Origin of the sequence: Pseudomonas serbica (assembly GCF_028823535.1) — a bacterium.
Classification (GTDB): Bacteria; Pseudomonadota; Gammaproteobacteria; order Pseudomonadales; family Pseudomonadaceae; genus Aquipseudomonas; species Aquipseudomonas serbica.
The window spans coordinates 93130-116772 of record NZ_JAQIYM010000006.1; the positions used below are offsets into that span (position 1 = coordinate 93130).

The window sequence follows — 23643 nt, forward strand, 5'->3', positions numbered from 1 at the left end:
GTCCGGTCTCAAGCTGCCTGTTTTGCAGTGACGAAGGCCGCAAGGCTCGCCACGTTACTGAAGTGATTGCGCGTGTCCTTGGCGTCGGCATCGATCTTGATGCCGTATTTTTTCTGGATGGCCAGGCCGAGTTCCAGGGCGTCCACCGAGTCCAGGCCCAGGCCTTCGCCGAACAGCGTCTGGTTGTCGCCGATGTCGTCGGGGCTGATGTCTTCGAGGCCCAGGGCGTCGATGATCAGCTGTTTTATGTCATGCAGCAGGCTAGCGGTCTTCAGATCGCTCATCTTCGGCGAGCTCCTTAATGAAATAGGCATGCAAATAGTCGTTGAGCTTGCGCGAGGCCTGGGGGGCCGGGCCTAGCGCGGCAAAGGCTTGTGGGTCTATGTCGGCCCCGACGCGGAAACTGAAGTGTACGCGGCGCTTGGGTATCCGATACCACGGCTCGGCCTTGGTCAATGTGGTCGGGCTGACCTTGATCACCACAGGGGTGAGGATTTTCGCACCACGCACGGCTATTGCCGCTCCACCCCGATGAAAGGCAGGTGCCTGGCCAGGCTGGGTGCGAGTACCTTCGGGAAAGATGATCAGCGACTGGCCTTGCTTGAGCGCATCGGCGGCGGCATCGAGCATGTCCATGTTGCCGTCGTTGCTGATGTACTCGGTGCGACGCAGGGGGGTGCGAGTGAACGGGTTATCCCAAAGGCTTTGCTTGACCACGCAGTTGGCGTGCGGGACCAGACCGATCAGGAACACCACATCGATCAGCGATGGATGATTGGCAACGATCATCTGGCCCGGTCGCCCGAGTTTGTCCGCACCTTGAATCTCATAGGTCAGCACGCCGGTTCGGGCCATGAAGCGCACGAAAAGCCAGAAGCAGCGACTGACGGTTTGTCGCGCCCGCAACCGGTGGGTCCGGGCATCACCCGGAAGGCACGCAAGCAGCGGGAAAATCACCAGGCGCAGGCACAGGCCACCCAACCCGAAAAGGGCAAAGCTCGCGGCAGTGGCCAGCAGACGCCAGTAATAGGCATCGCGGTTTTTTTCAATCACGGTTTGCGTTGCCAGGTCCATACACGATTTTTCCAGGCATGTTGGCAGGTGGTCTGCGGGCCGAGCAGCGTGCACAACAGATTCAGTGCGTGAGGCCAGCGAGCTTTGGACAACGCATCCGTGGCGCTGTTCAGGGACAGCTGCCAGTCATTTCCCGGGGTAATCAGCAGGCCGACGGCATAGGGGAAGGGCACATCGTCGATCCAGGTCGAATAGGCCTGGGGCGGCTGCTCTTCGGTGACTACCAGCAATACTGCGGGCGAGCCTTCAGCCAACAGGGCCGCGGCCTCCAGCATGCCGTACTCAAGGCCATCGCCAGCGGCGGCCAGGGCGGTCATTTCACTGGTTTCACCGCGCATGATCGACCACAGGCCGATGATCGCGTTATGCACCGACAGGCTGAACTGGGTCGGCGACAGCGGCTGGTCGACGGCCAGATCGCTGAGTATGTCGAAAGTGCGTGGGGTTTCGCCGTGACGGGAAACAAAAACCAATGGCAGGTCCTGACGACCTTCGGCCAATGGCCAGCCGACACTGAACGCCATCCGCGCCAGACGGCTGAGCCGCCGACGCTGCATGGCCGGCAGGAACGAGACATCGGGTGCGGCATCGCTGTCCGGCAACATCGAGGGTTGCCGGCACCAGTCCTGCCAGTCATCCACGCTTTCAAGCCCCGGGGCCCAAGCGCGCCACTGGGCGATGTTGAAGTTGATCACAGACATTCAATCCCGCCCTTGCAGGCTTCCTGACGCGGTGAGTGGCGCATTGGCACGGCACACCCTACGTGGCGCTTGGCGCCGAGTGGTGCGCATTATCCCGGTGCGACGAACCGGTAGCAAATACTGGTTCCATTTTGCCCGGCGGTCAGTTCGCAAAAACTGAACGATTGGCAATCATTCACAATTTGGTGGGCCGTCTGTCGGCTTTGCTCCCGGCTCATCGAGGCGTCATCAGCTTTTTCCCAAAGAAAAGGCCGATGACCGGGTAGTCCATGTGTCTGTGAGCTAGCGAAGCCATGCCGAGGACCACTACACTCGATCATTCTTTGATACACGGAGGTTTTGCAATGCGGCGCGTGGTGTTCAATCAGAAAGGTGGCGTGGGCAAATCCAGTATTGCCTGCAATCTGGCGGCAGTCAGCGCCAGCGAGGGCTATCGGACCCTGTTGGTCGATCTCGACGCCCAGGCCAACTCCACTCAGTACCTGACGGGACTCACCGGTGACGATATCCCGATGGGTATTGCCGATTTCTTCAAGCAGACCCTGTCTTCCGGGCCTTTTTCCAGGAAGAACCAGGTCGATATCTATGAAACGCCGTTCGACAACCTCCATGTCGTGACCGCTACCGCCGAATTGGCGGACCTGCAGCCCAAGCTCGAGGCCAAGCACAAGATCAACAAACTGCGTAAATTGCTTGAGGAGCTAAGCGAGGACTACGACCGGATTTATCTCGATACACCTCCCGCTTTGAATTTTTATGCCATTTCGGCACTAATTGCCGCCGATCGTGTGCTCATTCCCTTTGATTGCGACAGTTTCTCGCGGCAGGCGCTTTACGGCGTACTGGCGGAAATCGAGGAGCTCAAGGAAGACCATAACGAAGGGCTGGAAGTCGAAGGCATCGTCGTCAACCAGTTCCAGGCCCGTGCCAGCCTGCCCCAGCAAATCCTCGATGAACTGATCGCCGAAGGGCTGCCGGTACTGCCGGTGTACCTGGCCAGCTCGGTGCGCATGCGCGAATCCCACCAGGCGAATACGCCGCTGATTCATTTCGACCCGCGGCACAAGCTGACGCAGCAGTTTGTCGAATTGCACAACTTGCTGGAAAACTCCTGATTCCATTTGTTAACGCAGAACCAATGTGGGAGCGGGCTTGCTCGCGAAAGCGTCCCCTCAGTCGACATCGTCTTTGACTGTAAAGCCGCATTTCGCGAGCAAGCCCGCTCCCACATTTTTTAATGGTGGCGCGTTCAGGAACGCTGTCAGATACCTTGGCTACGCAACCAGCTCATCAACTGCGGTAACGGGAAGGCTCCGTTCTGGCGGGCAACTTCCCGGCCGTTCTTGAACAGAATCAGGCTCGGAATCGAGCGAATGCCCAATTGCGCCGACAGTTGCTGGTTCGCCTCGCTGTCCAGCTTGGCCAGCCGGCATTTGCCCACCAATTGAGCCGCCGCCTGCTCGAACACCGGCGCAAACGACTTGCACGGCCCGCACCAGTCCGCCCACACATCCACCAGCAGCGGCAGATCGCCCTTGATCTGGCTGGAGTAATCGCCTTGCTTGAGTTCGAAAGGCTTGTTCAGCAGGACCTCGGCCTTGCAGCGTCCGCATTTCGGATGGTCGCCCAGGCGCTCGGCGGGAATACGGTTGAGGCCGTTACAGTGGGGGCAGGGGATGAGGAGTGGTTCAGTCATGAGGTATATCCAGTGAGAAGCGAGTAATCCTTATCTGGAGCCACCCGCTCGGATTTTCAATCGCGTGGCACCTCACGACGAACAACTGATCTCCAGATGCTTGCCCCACTCCGGTGGCCGTTCGGCGTAGCTTTCCATCCCCGGTTGTTCCTCGAACGGCTTGCTCAGCACGGCGTGCAGTCGGCGAACTTCCGAGTAGTCGCCACTTTGCGCCGCATCGATGGCCTTCTGCGCCAGGTAGTTGCGCAGGATGTACAGCGGATTCACGGCATGCATCCGCTTGCGACGCTCCTCCTGATCCACCTCGCCTTCACGGGCCACGCGGGCGACATAGAGCTCGCCCCAGGCATCGAAGCCCTTGAGGTCGACGAAGTCATCGCGCAAACGAGCGATAGCCGCTTGGGGTGAGTCTTCGCCCAGGCGGCGGAAGAACAGGCTGTAGTCGACGCCGCTGTTCTGCATCAGTTGCAGCAGATGCTCCAGCAGCTTCTGGTCGTCGTCCTCGGCGGTAGTCAGGCCCAGGCGCCGGCGCATCAGGTCCAGGTAATGGGCCTGGAATAGCGGCAGGTATAGCCCGAGGGTTTCACGCAGCGCCTCGACGCTGATGAACGGCGTCAGGGCTTGGGCCAGGGCGCTGAGGTTCCATTGGCCGATCGGCACCTGGTTGCTGAAGGAATAGCGACCCTGGTCATCGGAGTGGTTGCAGATGAAGTTGGCGTCGAAGTCGTCAAGGAAGGCGAACGGGCCGAAGTCGAAAGTGATGCCGAGGATCGACATGTTGTCGGTGTTCATCACCCCGTGGCAGAACCCGTAGGCCTGCCACTTGGCGATCAGTTCGGCGTTGCGCTCGACGATTTCACGGAACATCGCCAGGTACGGTTCCGGTTGTTCCAGGCACTCGGGAAAGTGCATGGCCAGCACATGCTCACCCAGCACTTTCTGCTGCTCGGGGCGCTTGGTGTAGTAGAAATATTCGAAATGCCCAAAGCGCACATGGCTCGGAGCCAGGCGCAGGACCATGGCCGCGCGTTCCTGTTTTTCACGCCAGACCGGGGTGTCGGAGCCGATCACGCACAGCGCCCGGGTCGTCGGGATGTTCAGGGCGTGCAGGGCTTCGGAGGCGAGGAACTCGCGGATCGAGGAGCGCAGCACCGCGCGGCCATCGCCCATGCGCGAAAAGGGTGTTTGGCCCGCGCCCTTGAGGTGCAGGTCCCAGTGTTCGCCGGCCTCGTTGTACACCTCGCCCAGCAACAGGCCGCGACCGTCGCCCAGTTGCGGGTTGTAGGAGCCGAACTGATGACCGGAATAGACCATCGCCCTGGGGATCGCGTCGGCCCAGAGTTTGTGGCCGCTGAACAGCTCGGCGAACTCTGGGGTTTCGGCCACGGCGGGGTCGAGGTCGAGTAACGCCATGGCAGCCGGGCTTGCGACTACCAAGCGTGGGTTATCGATAGGTTCGGGCAGCACGTGGGCAGAAAATGCATCGCCCAGGCGGTCGAAGCGGTTGTCGAAGGTCAGTTCGTCGAGGGCTTTCAAGGGCCGGCTCCAGCAGAATGTCCGAGCATTCTGCTGGGGAATGGCCAGTTAGTCGAGTTTGGCGGCGGGCGGCTCTTGCGCCGGTTTGCCATCGACCAGTGGAACGATGGTTTTCGCTTCCGGCTCGATCGGCACCATCTTGTATTCCTGGCCGTGGAGATTCTTGAGGTAGACCTCCATCTGGCGGAACGAGATGTTGATGTGCTGCTTCTTGAACTCTCGGTTGATAAAGCGGTTGACCTCATCAAGCACCGGGTTGCGGTCACCCAGGTCGCGCACATGCATGCGCAGTTCGTGGTCAAGGGTGCTCTCACCGAAGTTCAGGAAATACACGTGCGGCTCGGGTTCCTTGAGCACCCGCGGGTTTTCCCGCGCGGCTTTCAACAGCAGTTCTTTCACCAGGTCCAGGTCCGAGCCGTAGTCGACCCCGAGCTTGAGCGTCACTCGAGTGATGGTGTCGGTCAGCGACCAGTTGATCAGTTGCCCGGTAATGAATGTCTTGTTCGGGACAATGATGTCCTTGCGGTCGAAGTCGGTGATGGTGGTGGCGCGGATGCGTATCTTGCTCACCGTACCGGACAGGTTGCCGATGGTGATGGTGTCGCCAATCCGCACTGGGCGTTCGAACAGGATCATGATGCCGGAGATGAAGTTGGCGAAGATCTCCTGCATGCCGAAACCAAGGCCAACCGACAGCGCCGCGACCAGCCATTGCAACTTGTCCCAGCTCACACCGAGAGTCGACAGGGTCGAGACGAAACCGACACCGGCGATCACATAGGACAGCAGCGTGGTGGTGGCGTAGGCGCTGCCCTGGGCCAGGTTCAGCTTCGACAGCACGAACACTTCCAGCAAGCCCGGAAGGTTGCGCGCCAGGGCGAAGGTGATGCCGATGATGATCAGCGCGCCGAGCATGTCGCCAATGCTGATCGGCACCATGCTCATGTTGGCGCCGGTACCGCTGGTGTATTCGTAGAGCGTGACGTTGTCCAGGTACGAGAACACCGTGATCAGGTCGGCCCAGACCCAGTACAGTGCGGCGATGAAACCGCCCAGCAGCGCCAGGCGGATCAGGCGCAGGGATTGTTCGTTGACCTTCTCGATGTCCATCGTCGGTTCTTCGATGACCGCTTCGCCCTCGCCGGCCTCTTTCGCTGCCTGGCGTTTGGCCAGGGCGCGCTGGTAAGCCAGGCGGCGTGCCGCCACGCTCAGGCCGCGCACGAAGGTCGCTTCGATCACCAGCCAGAACATCAGCAGGTAGAGGGTATTGATCAGTCGGTCACTGAGCTTGAGCGCGGTGTAGTAGTAGCCAAAGCACACGGCCACGAACAGCGCGATGGGCAACGCGGTAAACCCAATGCCCAGGACCTTGCGGAACAGCGAGGCGTTTTCGTGGGTCGGGCTGCTGATCAACAGGCGGCTGAGCAGCCAGGTCATCAAGGCGTAGCAGATCAGCACCACCGGCATGCCGAGCACGTCATCGGCCAATGCCGCCGGTTGCAGTTCCGCCACCGCCACTACGGTGACCAAAGCCATCACCACCATGCCAAGGCGGCGGACCCAGCCGCGGAGGAATTCGACCTGGGGCTTTTCCCAGCGGAAATGCAGTTCCGCTACGCCACCGGGCGCGAGGATGCGGTAGGCGGTGTAGAACACCAGCCAGGCTCCGGCCATCTGCAGCAGTGCCGCGCCCATGCTCGCGTTCTGCCCGCGGGCGTCGATTTGCAGGGCCAGGCCACACAGCGCGAGGCCCAGCGACACCGGCATCGCCAACAGGATATTGATCAAAATAGCCTGGGGGGTGTGCCACTGGCTGTCACGCTTGAAGTGGCCGATGTCCTGGTGGACCTTGTTCAGGCGGGCATACAGCTGCTTGCGGCGCCACAGCAGTGCACCAATCAGCAGGGCCAGCGGCAGGAACAGCAGGGGGCGCTGGGTCAGGCCGTCGACCAGTTCACTCAGGCTCGAGGCCCAGGGCAGGGTGTCGACCTGGCGGTTCAGGCGTTCCGGTACAGCGCGCATCCACTCCAGATCCAGCGGCTTGTTGCTGGGAATCCAGAACATCTGCTCATCGAGTGTCGCCCGCAGGCTTTGCGCAGTGCTGAGCAGTTGCTTCTGATTGAGTTGCAGGGTGATGGATTCGTTGAGCACCGCGCTCAGTTCGCGGTTCAGCCGTTCCAGCAGGTCGGCGCGGGTGGTGGCCAGCTCCAGCAGGCTTTTGCGCAGCTGCGGTGTAACTTGCTCCGGCGGCTGGGTCGACAGCAGGTTGTCGACGTAGGTGGCCGGGTTGCTGAGCAGCTCCCGTTGCTGGCTGACTTCGAACTGATACAGGCGAATGTCGGCGATCTGGTCGGCCAGGTCACGGTCGACCCGAAGGCGTGGCAAGGCCTGTTTCTGTTTGTAGAGAATCTTGGAGAGCAGCAGGCTGCCTTTGAGCACGTTGATCTGTTCATCCAGGGCTGAATCGCTCTGGGTCAGGCTGTCCAGTTGTTGCTTGGTCTGCAGGTTTTTCTGGGTGACTTCGTTGAGGCGGTCGGTGCTTTTGAGCAGGTAGTCCGAGAGCTTCAGGTTGGCCGTGCTTTCGATGGCCAGCAGGCTGCTGCCGCCGGCCTTCTGTGCTTCGATCGATTGCTGGGTGACTGTTTCCTGAGACTGCGCGAGGCGTTTCTGGTTGATCAGGTTTTGCAGCTCCTGGATTTCCTGATCCAGGCGATCGGATTTTTCCGATAACAGATCATGCTGGCTGTTACCCAGGTCTTGCAGTTGGGTGTTGCCGGCCAGTTCCTGGCGGCGCAGCGGGATCAAGGCGTTCAATGCCGAGAGCTCGGCATTGAGCTGGTCGCGCTGCTCGGCGCTCAGGGCCTTGCCGGCGTCCTTACCGGCCTTGAGGATATTGTTGATCTGCTGGATGCGCGTCTGGCTGGCGGAAATTTCCGCCTGGGCGCGTTCGGGGCGAGTCTGGGCGGTAATGATCAGGCTGTTGGCATCGCCCAGGGCTTTTTGCAGATCGCTTTGCTGGGTCGCACGCTCGGTGAGCAATTGCTCAAGTTGCTGAATCGACTCTTTGGCAAAGCGTTGCGCCACCGGTACCACGCTGCTGGCCTTGAGGCGGGCCAGTTCACGCTGGTTCTCGATGGTCAGTTTGGGAGCGGTCGCCAGTTGTTGCTTGAGGTCGACCAGCTTCTGCTCATAATCGCGCTGGTTGTTGAGCTGTGTCAGCGTGCTTTGCAGGACCGACTGCAGGGCCTTTTGATCGGCTTCCGGCAGTTTGCGATCGGCGATCTTGTCCAGGCTCGCCTGTACGGATTCGCGGGTGGGCGGTTCGGCTGCTTGTAATGTACCGACAGAGAGGCTCAGGCCCAAAAGGACCATGACGAAAAAGGTGCGCAGGCTTGACATAGTGACCGATCGAAAACGAGACGAAGAATGGAGTTTAGAGGAAGAGTCCCGGACCCGGGCGACTTCCTTCGGGGAATCTGACGCCCACTTTGCCGATCTTGTTCCCGTCCATGACCGCGACGGTCCAGATGGTGTTGTTCCATTCCACCTGGTCACCGACCACGGGTGCACCGCCTACCTTCTGGGCAATGAAGTGCCCCAGCGACATGCTCGGATCGATACCTTCGACCTTCAACCCGTACAGGGCAGCAACCGCGGCCAGCTGGGCGTCTCCCTCGAGTACGAAGTCGCCGAAGAAACGCAAATCGAGGCCGCGTTGAGGTGCCTGGCTGAACAGTTTTCCGAGGGCCGCCAGGTTGTGTTCATGGCCGATGACACACAGCAAATCATCGACTTCGAGCACCGTACTACCCGACGGATGGAGCAGTTGCTGGCCACGAAACAGGGCGGCGATGCGCGTGCCTTCCGGCATTTTCAGTTCGCGAAGGGGCGAGCCGATGCACCATTTTTCGGCGCCGAGACGATAAACGAACAGTTCCCACTCGCTGGTGACGTGCACTTCCAGGGCCGAGCGGGAGATCGGAGCCGGCTCGGGCGGCACGGTCACCTTCAATAACTTGGCGATCCACGGCAGGCTTGTGCCTTGCACCAGCAGCGACACCAGCACGATGAAGAAGGCGAGGTTGAAGTACAGTTGGGCATTGGGCAGGCCCGCCATCAGCGGGAACACCGCCAGAATGATCGGAACCGCACCGCGCAGCCCAACCCAGGAAATGAACGCCTTCTCGCGCCCGTGAAACGCCTTGAACGGCAGCAGGCCCACCATCACCGACAACGGCCGGGCAAACAGGATCATCCACAGCGCCAGGCCCAGCGCCGGCAACGCAATCGGCAACAGGTCGTGGGGCGTGACCAGCAGCCCCAGCACCAGGAACATGCCGATCTGCGCCAGCCAGGCCATGCCGTCGAGCATGTGCAAAATGCCATGGCGGCTGCGCACCGGCCGGTTACCGATGACCAGGCCGCACAGGTACACGGCCAGGAAGCCGCTGCCATGCAGGGCGTTGGTCAGGGCGAATACCACCAGGCCGCCGGCAATGACCAATATCGGATAGAGACCGGTGGCCAGGTTGATCCGGTTGACCAGTTGCAACATCAGCCAGCCACCGCCGAGGCCGATCACACCGCCGATGCCGAACTCGCGCAGCAGGTGAGTCAGCAGGCTCCAGTGCAGGCCGGTCTGGCCACTGGCAAGCATGTCGATCAGGGTCACAGTGAGGAACACCGCCATCGGGTCGTTGCTGCCGGATTCGATCTCCAGGCTGGCCGTCACCCGTTCGTTCAGGCCTTTGCCACCCAGCAGCGAAAACACCGCCGCGGCGTCGGTGGAACCGACGATGGCGCCGATCAGCAGGCCCTGGATCAGGTTCAGGTCGAACAGCCAGGCCGCGGCCATGCCGGTCAGCCCGGTGGTGATCAACACCCCGACCGTGGCCAGCGAAAGCGCCGGCCATAACGCCACGCGGAAACTCGACACGCGGGTACGCAGGCCGCCGTCCAGCAGGATCACTGCCAGTGCCAGGTTGCCGACCAGATAGGCGGTGGGGTAGTTGTCGAAGATAATGCCGCCGCCATCGACGCCGGCCGCCATGCCCACGGCCAGGATGATCACCAGGATCGGGATGCCGAGGCGGGACGAAAGTGAACTCACCAGAATGCTTGCACCTACCAGCAACGCGCCGATCAAGAACAGGCTGTTGATGGTCGTCGCATTCAAAGGCAGTACTCCGGAAGGCTGGAAAGCGGGCACAAACTGACCATGCAGTCTGCGTGCCAGTGATTCTAACCTGTTGAAATGTGATGCTGTCAAAAAGCTTTGCAGGGTTACCCGGCTGGCGATCGGTGATTTCCACCGGGGCGACGAAGTGCAGGAACCAGATTGTCCTATCACAGTCTCTACAGTTCGCGAGAATGGTCACTGGTCAGGAAAATCAAGGCCTTGCGCCTGTATAACCCTGGCATCCCCGGTGACTTTTCTTTATCGTACGCGCCCTTTGAAAACGCCCGGAAAATCAAAATGTTGGAAGCATCCCTAAGCCAATTGGAACAACTGGTCAGCGATCTGGTGCAACAGAACCAAGCGTTGGTCGGTACCAACCAGGCCCTGAGCGCCGAACTGGCCCAGGCCAAGGACGAAAACGAAAGCCTGCAACTGAGCCTGATGGAACAGGAAGAGAAACAAGGCGCCACGGTGGCACGCATCCAGGCTTTGGTTGAGCGCGTCAGCGCTGGCCCTGTCAACGCATGAGTTACGGCCCAGGTGTGAAAGTCGTCTCGATCCTGGGGGAAGACTATTCGATCAAGGCACCGGCCGGGGAAGAACAGACCCTGTTGGACGCTGCGTTGATGTTGAAGGCTGCCCTGGCCGACACCAAAAAGAAGTACCCGACCCTGATCGGTGACCGACTGCTGGTGCTGGCGGCGATGAATCTGTGTTCCCAGCAGATCGAAATGCAAAAGCAGCACAAGCAGGAACTCGACCGTTACCAAGAGCAAGTCAGCGCCACGGTTGAAGTGATCTCCAAGACGATCAATCAGGCCTGATCGGCTTTGCGCACAACCAAAGAATAAATTGTCGGTTTAGTTGTATACAATCGGCACGGCTGTTGCAGTGTTTCAGCCTCTTATTCTTTGGGGGTGCTCCATGCAGTTCTGGCGACGCAGTATTCAGTGGCAGTTGATCCTGAGCATGGGCACCGCCCTGCTGGTCAGCATTGTGATCGTGGTTGGCGTGTATACCCTGGTGGTCAACCGCCTGGCCCAGCGCTATCTGGTCGAACAGGCCCTGCCGTCGAGCATCGAAGCGATGCGCAACGACATCGAACGCATCCTCGTTCAACCCCTCACCGCCGCCAAGGACATCGCCAGCAACAGCATGGTGCGCGACTGGCTGGCCGCGGGTGAAGACAGTGCCCAGGCTGGCACCTTCACCACTTACCTTGAAGGCGTGCGCGCCGAACACAAAGCCTTTACCGCGTTGATGGTCGGAACGGCGTCCAACCACTATTTCAACGAAAAAGGCCTGGACCGGACCCTCAGTCGTTCCAATCCCAAAGACGCCTGGTTCTATGCGTTCCTCGACAGCGACCAGCCGCGCACCCTCAATATCGACAATGACTCGGCCACCGGAGAATTGGCGCTGTTCATCGACCTTAAAGTCGAGAAGGCCGGGAAAGTCGTGGGCGTTGCCGGGCTGGGCCTGAGCATGAAAGAGCTGTCGGAGCTGATTCACAACTTCAGCTTCGGTGAGCGTGGCAAGGTCTATCTCGTGCGTTCCGACGGTTTGATCCAGGTACACCCCGAGGCGCAATTCAGTGGCAAGCGCACGTTGGCGGAGCAGGTTGGTGCCACGGCAGCCCAAGCGGTGATGGGTCAAAATAACGCCACCCACAGTAGTTTTGTGCGTGAGGGCGAAGATTATCTGGCGTTGAGCTTGCCGCTGCGCGATCTCGGCTGGACGCTGGTGGCCGAAGTGCCACAATCGCAAATCTACGCCGAGGCCCGTCGCGCCATGTGGATGAGCGGCGGTATCGGCCTGGCGGTGGCACTGGTGTGCCTGTTGCTGGTGGTATTGCTGGCCCGTGGGTTGGTACGGCCGATTCGTCAAGTAACAGCGGCGCTGGTGGCCATCGGTAGCGGTGGTGGAGATTTGACCCATCGGCTGGATTCCAGCCGCGCCGACGAGCTGGGCGATCTGGCTCGCGGGTTCAATCGGTTCCTTGAAAGCCAGCGCGAAATGATCAGTGAAGTGCTGGCCACCAGCGACCGTTTGCGTACCGCTGTCGGCCAGGTAGCGCGGGTGGTGGACAACACCGCCGAGCGTTCCGGGCGCCAGCAGGAGATGACTGACATGGTCGCCACCGCTGTCCACGAAATGGGCCTGACCGTGCAGGAAATTGCGCAAAACGCCGGCAACGCGGCCGTCGCTTCGCAAAACGCTCGGGACGAAGCCATGCAGGCGCGGGAAGTGGTTGGCGGTTCGATCCGCCACATTGAAAGCATGTCCGACGAAATCGGTGTCGCCGCCAGCGCCGTGGGCGAGTTGGCCAATCAGGTGGCATCGATCGATCAGGTGTTGGCGGTGATTCGCGGGATTTCCGAACAGACCAACCTGCTGGCGCTCAACGCCGCCATCGAGGCCGCGAGGGCCGGGGATATGGGGCGCGGGTTTGCGGTAGTGGCCGATGAAGTGCGCACCTTGGCTCGACGTACCCAGGCGTCCACCGATGAGATCCAGCAGATGATCGGCAGCCTCAAGCAGGGAGCGGAAAATGCGGTGTCGTCGATGCATTCCGGGCAAGCGGCCACGGGCACGGGGGTTGAGTCGAGCCAGCGTACCGGGGCCTCGTTGACAGCGATTACGGGGCAGGTGGAACGCATCAGCGACATGAACCACCAAGTGGCGACGGCCACGGAAGAGCAGTCGGCGGTGACCGAGGAGATCAATCGCAACGTGCAGGGAATTTCCGATCTGGCGCGGGCGACGGCGGGGGAGGTCAGGGCTTGTCGGGAGGATTGCCAGACGTTGCAGCGGTTGGCGGATGACCTGGCTCGGCAGATGGGTGGGTTTCGCCTGAGCTGATGGGTTGTCGGTGCGGGCCTCTTCGCGAGCAAGCCCGCTCCCACAGTGGATCGCATTTCAACTGTGGGAGCGGGCTTGCTCGCGAATGGATTTCAGCTGCACCTCAAGATTTGGATCAGAACCACTCATCCTGCATGCCCAGGCAAACATCATCCCGCGCTTCAAGAATCGCCAGCTCATGATGGCAACCCGGCACTTCCCACGTCAGGAAGTAGCGCGCCGCCTGCAGCTTGCCTTTATAGAAGCTCACATCCGCCGTATTGCCCTTGGCCAGCCCTTCCTCGGCGCGAATCGCCTGTTCCAGCCAGCGCCAGCCAATCACCATGTGGCCGAACACTTTCAGGTACAGCGCCGAATTCGCCAGGCTGGTGTTGACCTTGCCCTGGGCCAGATCGGTCAGCAAGCCAATGGTCACGGTATGCAGGCGCGCCACCAGTTTCTCCAGTGGTTCTCGCAATGGGGTCAGCGATTCATATGCCTGCGCGCGTTCGGTGGTGTTGGCGATCAGGCGGGTCAGTTGCTTGAGTCCCGCACCGCCGTTCTGTGCCAGTTTGCGACCCAGCAGGTCCAGCGACTGGATGCCGTGGGTACCTTCGTGGATCGGGTTGAGGCGGTTGTCGCGGTAGTACTGTTCCACCGGATATTCGCGGGTATAACCGTGACCGCCGAGGATCTGGATCGCCAGCTCGTTGGCTTTCAGGCAAAACTCCGACGGCCAGGATTTGGCGATGGGCGTCAGCAGGTCCAGCAGTTCATGGGCCTGCTTGCGTTCGGTTTCGGTCTCGAGGGTGGTGGTGTCGTCGAACAGGCGGGCGGTGTAGAGCCCCAGGTCAAACGAACCTTCGACGTAAGCCTTCTGTGTCAGCAGCATGCGTTTAACGTCGGCGTGCTGGATGATCGCCACCGGCGCGGTATTCGGGTCCTTGCTGTCCGGCACGCGACCCTGCGGCCGCTCGCGGGCGTACTCCAGGGAATACAGGTAGCCGGCATAACCCAGCATCACCGCACCCATGCCAACGCCGATTCGCGCTTCGTTCATCATCTGGAACATATAGCTCAAACCGTGGTGCGGCTTGCCCACCAGATAGCCGACACACTCGCCGTTATCGCCGAAGTTCAGCGCGGTGGACGTGGTGCCACGCCAGCCCATCTTGTGAAACAACCCTGCCAGCAGCACGTCATTGCGTTTGCCGAGGCTGCCATCATCGTTGACCAGGAACTTGGGCACGATGAACAGCGAAATGCCTTTCACCCCGGCGGGTGCATCCGGCAGCTTGGCCAGGACCATGTGCACGATGTTTTCCGACAGCGGATGATCGCCGCCGGAAATGAAGATCTTGTTGCCCTTGAGTCGATAAGTGCCGTCCGACGCGGGCTCGGCCCGTGTACGAATGTCCGACAGCGATGAACCTGCATGGGGCTCGGTCAGGGCCATGGTGCCGAAGAAACGCCCGTCGATCATCGGTTGCAGGAAGCGGCGCTTCTGCTCTTCGGTGCCGAAACTTTCGATCAGGTTCGCCGCGCCCATGGTCAGGAAGGGGTACGAAGTCGTCGCCGCGTTGGCTGATTGAAAGTGTGCGAAGCAGGCCTGTGACACTAATGTCGGCAGTTGCATGCCCCCGGCCTCGAAACTGCGCGCGGCATTGAGAAAGCCGGCTTCGAGGAAGGAATCCACCGCCGGTTTCACTTCCGGAATCAGGATCGCCTTGCCGTCCTCATAGCGCGGCTCGTTCTCGTCGCCCTTGCGGTTGTGCGGCGCGAAGAACTTCTCGGCAATGTTTCGGGCGGTGCCGAGTGCGGCATCGAAGGTTTCGCGATTGTGTTCGGCGAAACGCTCACGCTGGGTCAGGCCCTCGGCATCGAGGACTTCATACAGCTCGAAAGCCAGATTGCGGGAACTGAGCAGCGTCTCGGACATGGCGGCCTACCTTTTTATTGGGATGGGCCGAGTCTAGTTCGGTGAATTAACGCTGAATAGCATGATTGATGAGCGTGATAGTCGGGCAGCGCAGCGACTTAGCCAACACCACAAACCAAATGTGGGAGCGGGCTTGCTCGCGAAGGCGGTGTGTCAGAAACATTGAAGTCGACTGACACTCCGTCTTCGCGAGCAGGCTCGCTCCCACAGGGATTGTTGCTGAGCCAGGCAGTCATTACAGGTGCCTGGCCTCGGTTTTAACCGATCGTCATCAGACTGGCATTGCCCCCCGCCGCCGCGGTATTAACGCTCAACGCCCGCTCGATCACCAGGCGCTCCAACGCAATGTTGGTCTCACCCTGCGACAAGCCCTGCACACCGACAATGGCGCCGGCACGCTTGGCAACCTGCTGGCACACCGCGCGCAACTGGTCGGAATGGCCGTGATGCAGAACCGCATCAATCACCACTTCGTCTTTGTTCCAGTCGGACACCAACTTGATGCGTGCCTGAATGTCTTTCGGCAGACGGGCGAACAAGGCCTTGGTCAGCTCGGCTTCCGGCCATACCGCCGAACCGCCGACAGCCAATACCGCCGCCAGTTGCGTCAGCAGGTCGCCTTCGACTTCCGCCAGGCACAGCACGTGCTCGCGCGGCAGGATCGCATAGCTGTTGCGCTCGCCGGTCGGGCCGGCCAACACGCGGGTGATACCGCTTTGCGATTGTGCGGCGAACTGCACGCACAGGGTGCTCAGGTCGGCGAACTTGTTGCTGTCGGCCCAGGCTTTCAGGGCCGTCAGCGGTTTGCTCATGGCGTCGCGCAGACGAACGTCCGGTGCGGCAATCGCGTCGCCACGGGCGAAGGATTGTTCGATCGCATCGGTAGGACGGGTCGACAGCAGGCGGTACAGGTACAGCGGGCCACCGGCTTTCGGGCCAGTACCCGACAGGCCTTCGCCGCCGAACGGTTGTACGCCGACCACGGCACCCACGATGTTGCGGTTCACGTAGACGTTACCGGCATTGACGTTGTCGATCACCTTGGCGATGGTCTCGTCGATGCGGGTGTGTACGCCCAGCGTCAGACCGTAGCCGGAGGCGTTGATCTGGGCGATCAGTTGATCGATGTCCTTGCGCTTGTAGCGCACCACGTGCAGCACCGGGCCGAAGATCTCCCGTTGCAGTTCGTCGAAGCTTTCCAGTTCGATCAGCGTCGGCATCACGAAGGTGCCGCGTTTGACTTCTTCGGCGTCGGCGATGGCCACCTGGTACACGCTGCGACCTTTGTCGCGCATGGCCTGGATGTGCTTCTCGATGCCAGCCTTGGCTTCGGCGTCGATCACCGGGCCGATGTCCACGGACAGGCGCTCAGGGTTGCCGAGGCGGCTTTCAGCCATTGCGCCCTTGAGCATTTCGATCACACGGTCGGCGGAATCTTCCTGCAGGCACAGCACGCGCAGGGCCGAGCAACGTTGGCCGGCGCTGTCGAAGGCCGACGACACCACGTCGATCACCACCTGTTCGGTCAGTGCCGAAGAGTCGACGATCATCGCGTTCTGGCCACCGGTTTCGGCGATCAGCGGAATCGGACGACCCTGGCTGTCGAGGCGACCGGCAATGTTGCGTTGCAGCAGGCGCGCCACTTCGGTGGAGCCGGTGAACATCACGCCTTTGACGCGATCGTCGCCTACCAGGCCGGCACCGACGGTTTCACCGCGACCCGGCAGCAGTTGCAGCACGCCTTCCGGAATGCCGGCTTCGAGCAGCAGACGCACGGCTTGCGCCGCGACCAGCGGCGTTTGTTCCGCAGGCTTGGCCAATACAGGGTTACCGGCGGCCAGCGCAGCAGCCACTTGGCCACTGAAGATCGCCAGCGGGAAGTTCCACGGGCTGATACACACCACCGGACCCAGCGGGCGGTGAGCGTCATTGGTGAAATCGTTGCGTGCCTGCACCGCGTAATAACGCAGGAAGTCCACGGCTTCACGCACTTCGGCGATGGCGTTGGCGAAGGTCTTGCCGGCTTCGCGAGCCAGCAGGCCCATCAGCGGCTGGATCTCACCTTCCATCAGGTCGGCGGCGCGTTCCAGGATCGCGGCGCGTTCGGCCGGCGGGGTGGCCTGCCAGATCGGTGCGGCGTTCAAGGCGCACTGGATCGCGTTGTCGACGTCTTCGACGGTCGCTTCCTGTACATGGCCGACCACGTCACGCAGGTCGGACGGGTTCAGGACGGGTGCCGGGGTTTCGCTGCTGGAGGCGCAACCGAGCATCGGCGCCGCTTTCCAGTGGTTGTGCGCAGTGGCCAACAAGGCGCAGGACAGGGACGCCAGGCGATGTTCGTTGGCCATGTCGATGCCGCTGGAGTTGGCGCGCTCGGAACCGTACAGGTCACGCGGCAGCGGAATGCGCGGGTGCGGCAGGCCGAAGCCACCTTCCACGGTCGCCATCTGCTCGATGCTGGCTACCGGATCGGCCACCAGTTCCTGGATCGAAATCGACTGGTCGGCAATACGGTTGACGAACGAAGTGTTCGCGCCGTTTTCCAGCAGGCGACGTACCAGGTACGCCAGCAGGGTTTCGTGGGTGCCGACCGGAGCGTACACGCGGCACGGACGGTTCAGCTTGCCTTCGGAGACTTTGCCTACAACCTGTTCGTACAGCGGTTCACCCATGCCGTGCAGGCACTGGAACTCGTACTGGCCCGGGTAATAGTTCTGACCGGCGATGTGATAAATGGCCGACAGGGTGTGGGCGTTGTGCGTGGCGAACTGCGGGTAGATGACTTCCGGTACCGACAGCAGTTTGCGCGCGCAAGCGATGTAGGAAACGTCGGTGTACACCTTGCGGGTGTAGACCGGATAGCCTTCCAGGCCTTCGACCTGGGCACGCTTGATCTCGCTGTCCCAGTACGCGCCTTTTACCAGGCGGATCATCAGGCGATGACGGCTGCGGCGAGCCAAGTCGATCACGTAGTCGATCACATACGGGCAACGCTTCTGATAAGCCTGGATGACGAAACCGATACCATTCCAGCCAGTCAGTTGTGGCTCGAAGCACAGGCGCTCGAGCAAATCCAGCGACAACTCCAGGCGGTCGGCTTCTTCGGCGTCGATGTTCAGGCCGATGTCGTAGTGCTTGGCCAGCAGGGTCAGCGACAGCAGGCGCGGGTACAGCTCGTCCATCACGCGCTCGTACTGCGCACGGCTGTAGCGTGGGTGCAGGGCGGACAGCTTGATCGAGATGCCAGGGCCTTCATAAATCCCACGGCCGTGGGAGGCTTTGCCGATCGAATGGATGGCTTGTTCGTACGAGGCCAGGTACTTCTGTGCATCGTGCTCGGTCAGTGCCGCTTCACCGAGCATGTCGTAGGAGTAGCGGAAACCCTTGGCTTCGAACTTGCTGGCGTTGGCCAGGGCTTCGGCAATGGTTTCGCCGGTGACGAACTGCTCGCCCATCAGGCGCATGGCCATGTCGACGCCCTTGCGGATCATCGGCTCGCCGCTCTTGCCGATGATGCGGCTCAGGGAAGACGTCAGGCCGGCTTCATTGTGCGTGGACACCAGCTTGCCGGTCAGCAGCAGGCCCCAGGTCGCCGCGTTGACGAACAGCGACGGGCTGTTGCCTAGGTGCGGGTGCCAGTTGCCGGTGCTGATCTTGTCGCGGATCAGGGCATCACGGGTGCCTTTGTCCGGGATGCGCAGCAGCGCTTCGGCCAGGCACATCAGTGCCACGCCTTCCTGGGACGACAGGGAGAATTCCTGCAAGAGGCCTTGGACGATCCCGGCACGTCCGCCAGCGCTCTTCTGGTTGCGCAGTTTTTCAGCAATCGAGGCAGCGAGCTTGTTAGTGGCTTCGGCCATCGGCGCCGGCAGGCGTGCCTGCTCGATCAGCATCGGTACCACTTCCGGCTCAGGGCGACGGTAGGCGGCGGTGATCGATGCGCGCAGGACCGATTGCGGCAGGATGCTTTCGGCGAATTCGAGGAAGCACTGGTGGGCGTGATCCAGAGGCGCGTCGACGCTGTCGTCGGAATCCTTGGTCAAACCGTTCAGCTCGGACAGGGTTGCACCACCCTCGAGTTTTTCCAGGTAATTGAAGATTGCCTGCTTGATCAGCCAGTGCGGCGTGCGATCAATCGAGGTCGCGGCAGCCTTGAGGCGTTCGCGGGTCGGGTCGTCAAGTTTGACCCCAAGGGTGGTGGTAGCCATGTTTTTATCCTCATGTTTGCCACGACTGCGTGGCATCAGCTGGCGGCAAGATTAGCCGCGCACCGAGAGAGGTGCAACCGGGTGCAACCCTTTTTTTGTCGGAATGTTACGCAGCTCGTCAGGAAAAAATTTCTGGTACGCAAGTGCTGCTTCTGCTTGGTGCTTTTTGAGTTGGCTGAGCATCGTCCTTGCTCCGAAAAGCAGCAAAAAACCGGGTTTCAAACTTATTTCCGACTGGGTGCAACTTATTCTGGAGAAACTGGTTGCACCTTATTTGCTTTGTTGAATAGCATTCGCGCCCTAGGTGCAACCCGAACTTTGGTTCAGGTGCTCCGGCTGATGGCTTTCCTGGGGAAACATCAGTCATAAATGCGCGGGAATCCGGATCGTCTGTCAAACGTATGCGTTTGCGAGCGGTTCACCAGCCGCCGCTACATAAAAACAAAGCCAGGGCGTCACTTAAATGAGCGTAAGCAATCCAACCCTGATCACGTTCGTGATCTACATCGCAGCAATGGTGCTGATCGGCTTGATGGCCTATCGCTCCACCAACAACCTTTCCGACTACATCCTGGGCGGCCGTAGCTTGGGTAGCGTGGTGACCGCACTGTCCGCCGGTGCCTCCGACATGAGCGGCTGGTTGCTGATGGGTTTGCCCGGCGCTATCTATATGTCCGGTCTATCCGAAAGCTGGATCGCCATCGGCCTGATCGTCGGCGCTTACCTGAACTGGCTGTTCGTCGCCGGCCGTCTGCGCGTGCAAACCGAGCACAACGGTGATGCACTGACCCTGCCGGACTACTTTGCCAGCCGTTTCGAAGACAAAAGCGGCCTGCTGCGGATCATTTCCGCCGTTGTGATCCTGGTGTTCTTCACCATCTATTGCGCTTCCGGCATCGTGGCCGGCGCCCGTCTGTTCGAAAGCACCTTCGGCATGTCCTACGAGACTGCGCTGTGGGCCGGTGCTGCGGCGACGATTGCCTACACCTTCGTCGGCGGTTTCCTGGCGGTCAGCTGGACTGACACCGTACAAGCGACCCTGATGATCTTCGCCCTGTTGCTGACACCGATCATCGTGCTCTTGGCCACCGGTGGCGTCGACACCACGTTCCTGGCCATCGAAGCGCAAGACGCCAGCAACTTCGACATGCTGAAAAACACCACGTTCATCGGCATTATTTCGCTGATGGGCTGGGGCCTGGGCTACTTCGGCCAGCCGCACATCCTGGCGCGTTTCATGGCGGCCGATTCCGTGAAGTCGATCGCCAACGCCCGTCGCATCTCCATGACCTGGATGATCCTGTGCCTGGGCGGTACCGTGGCGGTAGGCTTCTTCGGCATCGCTTACTTCTCGGCACACCCTGACGTGGCCGGTCCTGTGACCGAAAACCACGAGCGCGTGTTCATCGAACTGGCGAAAATCCTGTTCAACCCGTGGATCGCCGGTGTCTTGCTGTCGGCCATCCTCGCGGCGGTCATGAGCACCCTGAGCTGCCAATTGCTGGTGTGCTCGAGCGCCCTGACCGAAGACTTCTACAAGACCTTCCTGCGTAAAACCGCTTCCCAGGTTGAACTGGTCTGGGTTGGCCGTGCCATGGTGCTGCTGGTTGCCCTGATCGCCATCGCGATGGCAGCCAACCCGGAAAACCGCGTACTGGGCCTGGTGAGCTACGCCTGGGCTGGTTTCGGTGCTGCATTCGGCCCGGTCGTACTGATCTCCGTGATCTGGAAAGACATGACCCGCAACGGCGCACTGGCCGGTATCCTGGTCGGCGCGATCACCGTGATCGTCTGGAAGCACTTCGAACTGCTGGGCCTGTACGAAATCATCCCTGGCTTCATCTTCGCCAGCCTGGCGATCTACATCGTCAGCAAGCTGGGCACGCCGACTGCCGGCATGCTGCAGCGCTTTGCTGCGGCCGAGGCGGATTTCCGTCTGAACAAGTGATGGGGAAGAGCTGAGGCTCTGAGCTTTCGCAAAAAACGGCCCGTCTCCTGCAGGAGGCGGGCCGTTTTTTTTTGAGGGCGTCAGGCTTACGAAATTTCCGGGCAAGGTCCTAGGACGTTTCCTTCAAGACGTAGCGGTTTCCATGAACTGGTGGTGCTGGGGTTTCGTGGATAGTCTTTGGTAGTCACTGACAATTCAGTGGTGGGGTGTAGGAACCCGTTAAGACCAAGAAACGCTTTGGCGTCGACACTGATTTGCGGCCACTAACGTGCACCCGTAAGATCTGTTGCGGCGGCTGTGCGCGGGCACGCTTCGGCGTGGTCGAGTTCTCTGGTCTCGATATTCCTACCCCGCGTATGGCTGCCACCCAAGCCCGTAGGAAGGCCGATGGTAGCCCCGCTTCTACCAGAGGATAAAATATGAAAGCCATTCATCCCGATAACCGCTTCATGGCATTGACCAGCAACTGCACCGACATGCCCACGCTGTTCGTCGACACCCACGCGCCACTCGATATCCTCACCGACGCCGCAAACTACAGAATCCGCGCAGTAACCCAAGTCCTTGAAAACCTGTCCATGCGCGGTTCGATCGAGTGCGAGTCCTTCATCCTCAGCGACTTTGCCTTGCTCTGCGCCATTCCGTTGCGCGATGGTTGTGACGTGCTGGATGTGGTCGGACGGCGAATGCGGGCGCGGCCTTCGACGGGAGCGTAGGTATTCAACAAGATCAAGATCAAAAGATCGCCGCCTTCGGCAGCTCCACAGGGGAGGAAGTGGGGTGGGTTGGCCACTCGGCTGCGAGCTCCTGACTTGCCGGCCGGTAAAAGGTAAACTTGCCGGCCTTCGCAGGAGCAACCATGAATTATCGCCACGCCTTCCATGCCGGCAATCACGCCGATGTGTTCAAACACCTGACCTTGACCCGCCTCATCGCCCTGATGTCGCGCAAGGAGCAGCCGTTTGCCTATCTCGATACGCACGCCGGCATTGGTCTGTACGACCTTCAAGGCGATCAGGCCAGCCGTACCGGTGAGTACCTGGAGGGCATCGCGCGTTTGTGGGATCAGCCGGATCTGCCGATCCTGACCGCTGATTACATGCAGGTGCTGCACGAGATGAACCCGGATGGCCAGTTGCGCTATTACCCGGGGTCGCCGGAGTTGGCGCGGCGCCTGACTCGTCCACAGGACCGTGTGTTGCTCAACGAGAAGCATCCGGAAGATGGCTTGTTGCTCAAGGACAACATGGCCGGTGATCGGCGGGTCAAGGTGCATCTTGGCGAAGGCTGGCATGTGCCGCGGGCGTTGCTGCCGGTGCCGGAGAAGCGGGCGGTGATGTTGATCGATCCGCCGTTTGAAAAGCTCGACGAGATGCAGCGCTGCGCGGCGTCCTTGAAAGAGGCGGTTGGGCGGATGCGCCAGACTGTGGCGGCGATCTGGTACCCGGTGAAGGATCAGCGCGCGTTGCGTCGCTTCTATCAAGATTTGGCTGGTACCGGTGCGCCGAAGTTGTTGCGCGTGGAGTTGCTGGTGCATCCGCTGGATACGCCGAACAGCCTGAACGGTTCTGGCCTGGCGATTGCCAATCCGCCGTGGGGGCTGGAGGAAGAGTTGCGTGAGCTGCTGCCGTGGTTGTCCGAGAAGCTTGGGCAGACCCAGGGCGGGTGGCGGATGGATTGGTTGATTGCCGAATAAGGCGATGATCGTTCCCACGCTTTGCATGATGATCGTTCCCACGCTCCGCGTGGGAATGCCTCATGTGACGCTCTGCGTCACGCTTTTGGGGCGCGGAGCGTCCCTGGCTGCATTCCCACGCGGAGCGTGGGAACGATCAAGCGGTTAGATCGGGCAGGTCACGCCAGTGCCGCCAATCCCGCAATAGCCTTCCGGGTTTTTCGCCAGGTACTGCTGGTGATACGCCTCGGCGAAGAAGAACGTCGGTGCTTCGTCGATTTCGGTGGTGATGATGCCTTTGCCGGCCTTGGTCAGTTCGACTTGGAACACCTGCGCGCTTTTTTTCGCGGCTTCCAGCTGGGTCGGGTTGGTGGCGTAGATCACCGAGCGGTACTGGGTGCCGAGGTCATTGCCCTGGCGCATGCCCTGAGTCGGGTTGTGCAGCTCCCAGAACATCTTCAGCAGCGCTTCGTAGCTGACCTTTGCCGGCTCGTAGACCACCAGCACGACTTCGCTATGACCGGTCAAGCCAGAGCAGACTTCTTCGTAAGTCGGGTTCGGGGTGAAGCCGCCAGCGTAACCCACGGCCGTACTGACCACGCCTTCACGCTGCCAGAACCTGCGTTCCGCGCCCCAGAAGCAGCCAAGGCCGAAGATCGCGAAATCCACGTCCATCGAGAACGGGCCCAGCAGTGGGGCGTCGTGGACGAAGTGTTTTTCCGGCACGGTCATGGGAGTTTCGCGGCCAGGCAGAGCTTGTTCTTTAGTAGGGAGCACGTTTTTGTTCACCAGAATTTCCGAGCGCAGAACCATCTTCAGTCCTCTCAGTCATTGAAATAGTTAGAG

The 23643-nt window shown here is 60.7% G+C and carries 18 protein-coding genes and 1 pseudogene; 8 read left to right on the forward strand and 11 right to left on the reverse strand.

Annotated elements, in window-relative coordinates:
- Positions 1–8: 8 nt before the first annotated feature.
- Genes NQL71_RS11285 through NQL71_RS11295 form a run of 3 tightly spaced genes read right to left on the reverse strand, consistent with a single transcriptional unit; the run spans position 9 to position 1775 of the window.
- Positions 9–284, reverse strand: a complete 276-nt coding sequence (locus NQL71_RS11285) for a phosphopantetheine-binding protein (protein ID WP_046819911.1) — start codon at positions 282–284, stop codon at positions 9–11.
- Positions 262–1074, reverse strand: coding sequence for a lysophospholipid acyltransferase family protein (locus tag NQL71_RS11290; protein ID WP_046819910.1), 813 nt, complete (start codon positions 1072–1074; stop codon positions 262–264). Before NQL71_RS11290 ends, NQL71_RS11285 begins: the two co-directional genes overlap by 23 nt.
- Entirely contained in the window at positions 1050–1775 is a 726-nt protein-coding gene (locus NQL71_RS11295; RefSeq protein ID WP_046819909.1) for a beta-ketoacyl synthase chain length factor, read from the reverse strand. Before NQL71_RS11295 ends, NQL71_RS11290 begins: the two co-directional genes overlap by 25 nt.
- Positions 1776–2119: 344 nt before the next feature.
- Between NQL71_RS11295 and NQL71_RS11300 the strand changes: the two genes are divergently transcribed.
- A complete protein-coding gene (locus NQL71_RS11300) occupies positions 2120–2890 on the forward strand; it encodes a ParA family protein (RefSeq protein ID WP_046819908.1) in 771 nt (256 codons plus the stop codon).
- 146 nt (positions 2891–3036) lie between these two features.
- Here the strand turns inward: NQL71_RS11300 and trxC are convergent, their stop codons facing one another.
- The 4 genes from trxC to NQL71_RS11320 form a co-directional block, all read right to left on the reverse strand.
- The gene (trxC, locus tag NQL71_RS11305) at positions 3037–3471 is read right to left on the reverse strand and encodes a thioredoxin TrxC (protein ID WP_077185427.1); all 435 of its coding nucleotides are present in this window, start codon (positions 3469–3471) and stop codon (positions 3037–3039) included.
- A 72-nt stretch (positions 3472–3543) separates the two neighbouring features.
- Complete coding sequence (gene selO / locus NQL71_RS11310; protein ID WP_077185426.1) at positions 3544–5007, reverse strand: protein adenylyltransferase SelO; 1464 nt, start codon at positions 5005–5007, stop codon at positions 3544–3546.
- 48 nt (positions 5008–5055) lie between these two features.
- Entirely contained in the window at positions 5056–8406 is a 3351-nt protein-coding gene (mscK, locus tag NQL71_RS11315; RefSeq protein WP_046819905.1) for a mechanosensitive channel MscK, read from the reverse strand.
- A 34-nt stretch (positions 8407–8440) separates the two neighbouring features.
- Positions 8441–10183 (reverse strand): potassium/proton antiporter, encoded by a 1743-nt coding sequence (locus NQL71_RS11320; RefSeq protein ID WP_046819904.1) that lies wholly within the window; start codon positions 10181–10183, stop codon positions 8441–8443.
- Positions 10184–10483: 300 nt separating this feature from the next.
- Between NQL71_RS11320 and NQL71_RS11325 the strand changes: the two genes are divergently transcribed.
- The 4 genes and pseudogenes from NQL71_RS11325 to NQL71_RS36785 all read left to right on the forward strand — a co-directional run bounded on the left by NQL71_RS11325 (position 10484) and on the right by NQL71_RS36785 (position 13048).
- Entirely contained in the window at positions 10484–10714 is a 231-nt protein-coding gene (locus NQL71_RS11325) for a hypothetical protein (RefSeq protein WP_046819963.1), read from the forward strand.
- Positions 10711–11010, forward strand: a complete 300-nt coding sequence (locus NQL71_RS11330) for a cell division protein ZapA (RefSeq protein ID WP_046819903.1) — start codon at positions 10711–10713, stop codon at positions 11008–11010. The genes NQL71_RS11325 and NQL71_RS11330 overlap by 4 nt, the downstream gene beginning before the upstream one ends.
- A gap of 145 nt (positions 11011–11155) precedes the next feature.
- Positions 11156–12184 (forward strand): annotated as a pseudogene (locus NQL71_RS36780) (HAMP domain-containing protein); the annotation flags it as partial.
- A 132-nt stretch (positions 12185–12316) separates the two neighbouring features.
- Complete coding sequence (locus NQL71_RS36785) at positions 12317–13048, forward strand: methyl-accepting chemotaxis protein (protein WP_415265100.1); 732 nt, start codon at positions 12317–12319, stop codon at positions 13046–13048.
- Between the two features lie 115 nt (positions 13049–13163).
- Here the strand turns inward: NQL71_RS36785 and NQL71_RS11340 are convergent, their stop codons facing one another.
- The 3 genes from NQL71_RS11340 to NQL71_RS11350 all read right to left on the reverse strand — a co-directional run bounded on the left by NQL71_RS11340 (position 13164) and on the right by NQL71_RS11350 (position 19357).
- Positions 13164–14966 carry an acyl-CoA dehydrogenase gene (locus NQL71_RS11340; RefSeq protein WP_274642655.1) on the reverse strand — a complete coding sequence of 601 codons (1803 nt, stop codon included), beginning with the start codon at positions 14964–14966 and terminating at the stop codon, positions 13164–13166.
- Between the two features lie 257 nt (positions 14967–15223).
- Positions 15224–19174, reverse strand: coding sequence for a trifunctional transcriptional regulator/proline dehydrogenase/L-glutamate gamma-semialdehyde dehydrogenase (gene putA, locus NQL71_RS11345; protein WP_166618824.1), 3951 nt, complete (start codon positions 19172–19174; stop codon positions 15224–15226).
- Between the two features lie 51 nt (positions 19175–19225).
- Positions 19226–19357, reverse strand: a complete 132-nt coding sequence (locus NQL71_RS11350; protein WP_265183392.1) for a hypothetical protein — start codon at positions 19355–19357, stop codon at positions 19226–19228.
- 280 nt (positions 19358–19637) lie between these two features.
- Between NQL71_RS11350 and putP the strand changes: the two genes are divergently transcribed.
- The 3 genes from putP to NQL71_RS11365 all read left to right on the forward strand — a co-directional run bounded on the left by putP (position 19638) and on the right by NQL71_RS11365 (position 22818).
- A complete protein-coding gene (gene putP / locus NQL71_RS11355; protein WP_274642656.1) occupies positions 19638–21122 on the forward strand; it encodes a sodium/proline symporter PutP in 1485 nt (494 codons plus the stop codon).
- A gap of 419 nt (positions 21123–21541) precedes the next feature.
- Positions 21542–21838: a hypothetical protein gene (locus NQL71_RS11360; protein ID WP_274642657.1), complete on the forward strand. Its 297-nt coding sequence runs from the start codon at positions 21542–21544 to the stop codon at positions 21836–21838.
- Positions 21839–21981: 143 nt separating this feature from the next.
- Positions 21982–22818, forward strand: a complete 837-nt coding sequence (locus NQL71_RS11365) for a 23S rRNA (adenine(2030)-N(6))-methyltransferase RlmJ (RefSeq protein WP_008058214.1) — start codon at positions 21982–21984, stop codon at positions 22816–22818.
- Positions 22819–22962: 144 nt separating this feature from the next.
- Here NQL71_RS11365 and msrA read toward each other — a convergent pair whose 3' ends face one another.
- Positions 22963–23610 carry a peptide-methionine (S)-S-oxide reductase MsrA gene (gene msrA / locus NQL71_RS11370; RefSeq protein WP_046819897.1) on the reverse strand — a complete coding sequence of 216 codons (648 nt, stop codon included), beginning with the start codon at positions 23608–23610 and terminating at the stop codon, positions 22963–22965.
- Positions 23611–23643 lie beyond the last annotated feature (33 nt).

Bases quoted from the DNA above. Each gene is read 5' to 3' on its own strand.
- NQL71_RS36785 (WP_415265100.1), top strand. From the start codon at position 12,317: ATGGTCGCCACCGCTGTCCACGAAATGGGCCTGACCGTGCAGGAAATT.
- msrA (WP_046819897.1), bottom strand. From the start codon at position 23,610: ATGGTTCTGCGCTCGGAAATTCTGGTGAACAAAAACGTGCTCCCTACT.
- NQL71_RS11360 (WP_274642657.1), top strand. From the start codon at position 21,542: ATGAAAGCCATTCATCCCGATAACCGCTTCATGGCATTGACCAGCAAC.
- mscK (WP_046819905.1), bottom strand. From the start codon at position 8,406: ATGTCAAGCCTGCGCACCTTTTTCGTCATGGTCCTTTTGGGCCTGAGC.
- putP (WP_274642656.1), top strand. From the start codon at position 19,638: ATGAGCGTAAGCAATCCAACCCTGATCACGTTCGTGATCTACATCGCA.
- putA (WP_166618824.1), bottom strand. From the start codon at position 19,174: ATGGCTACCACCACCCTTGGGGTCAAACTTGACGACCCGACCCGCGAA.
- NQL71_RS11285 (WP_046819911.1), bottom strand. From the start codon at position 284: ATGAGCGATCTGAAGACCGCTAGCCTGCTGCATGACATAAAACAGCTG.
- NQL71_RS11325 (WP_046819963.1), top strand. From the start codon at position 10,484: ATGTTGGAAGCATCCCTAAGCCAATTGGAACAACTGGTCAGCGATCTG.
- NQL71_RS11300 (WP_046819908.1), top strand. From the start codon at position 2,120: ATGCGGCGCGTGGTGTTCAATCAGAAAGGTGGCGTGGGCAAATCCAGT.
- NQL71_RS11350 (WP_265183392.1), bottom strand. From the start codon at position 19,357: ATGCTCAGCCAACTCAAAAAGCACCAAGCAGAAGCAGCACTTGCGTAC.
- NQL71_RS11340 (WP_274642655.1), bottom strand. From the start codon at position 14,966: ATGTCCGAGACGCTGCTCAGTTCCCGCAATCTGGCTTTCGAGCTGTAT.
- trxC (WP_077185427.1), bottom strand. From the start codon at position 3,471: ATGACTGAACCACTCCTCATCCCCTGCCCCCACTGTAACGGCCTCAAC.
- NQL71_RS11365 (WP_008058214.1), top strand. From the start codon at position 21,982: ATGAATTATCGCCACGCCTTCCATGCCGGCAATCACGCCGATGTGTTC.
- NQL71_RS11295 (WP_046819909.1), bottom strand. From the start codon at position 1,775: ATGTCTGTGATCAACTTCAACATCGCCCAGTGGCGCGCTTGGGCCCCG.
- NQL71_RS11330 (WP_046819903.1), top strand. From the start codon at position 10,711: ATGAGTTACGGCCCAGGTGTGAAAGTCGTCTCGATCCTGGGGGAAGAC.
- NQL71_RS11290 (WP_046819910.1), bottom strand. From the start codon at position 1,074: ATGGACCTGGCAACGCAAACCGTGATTGAAAAAAACCGCGATGCCTAT.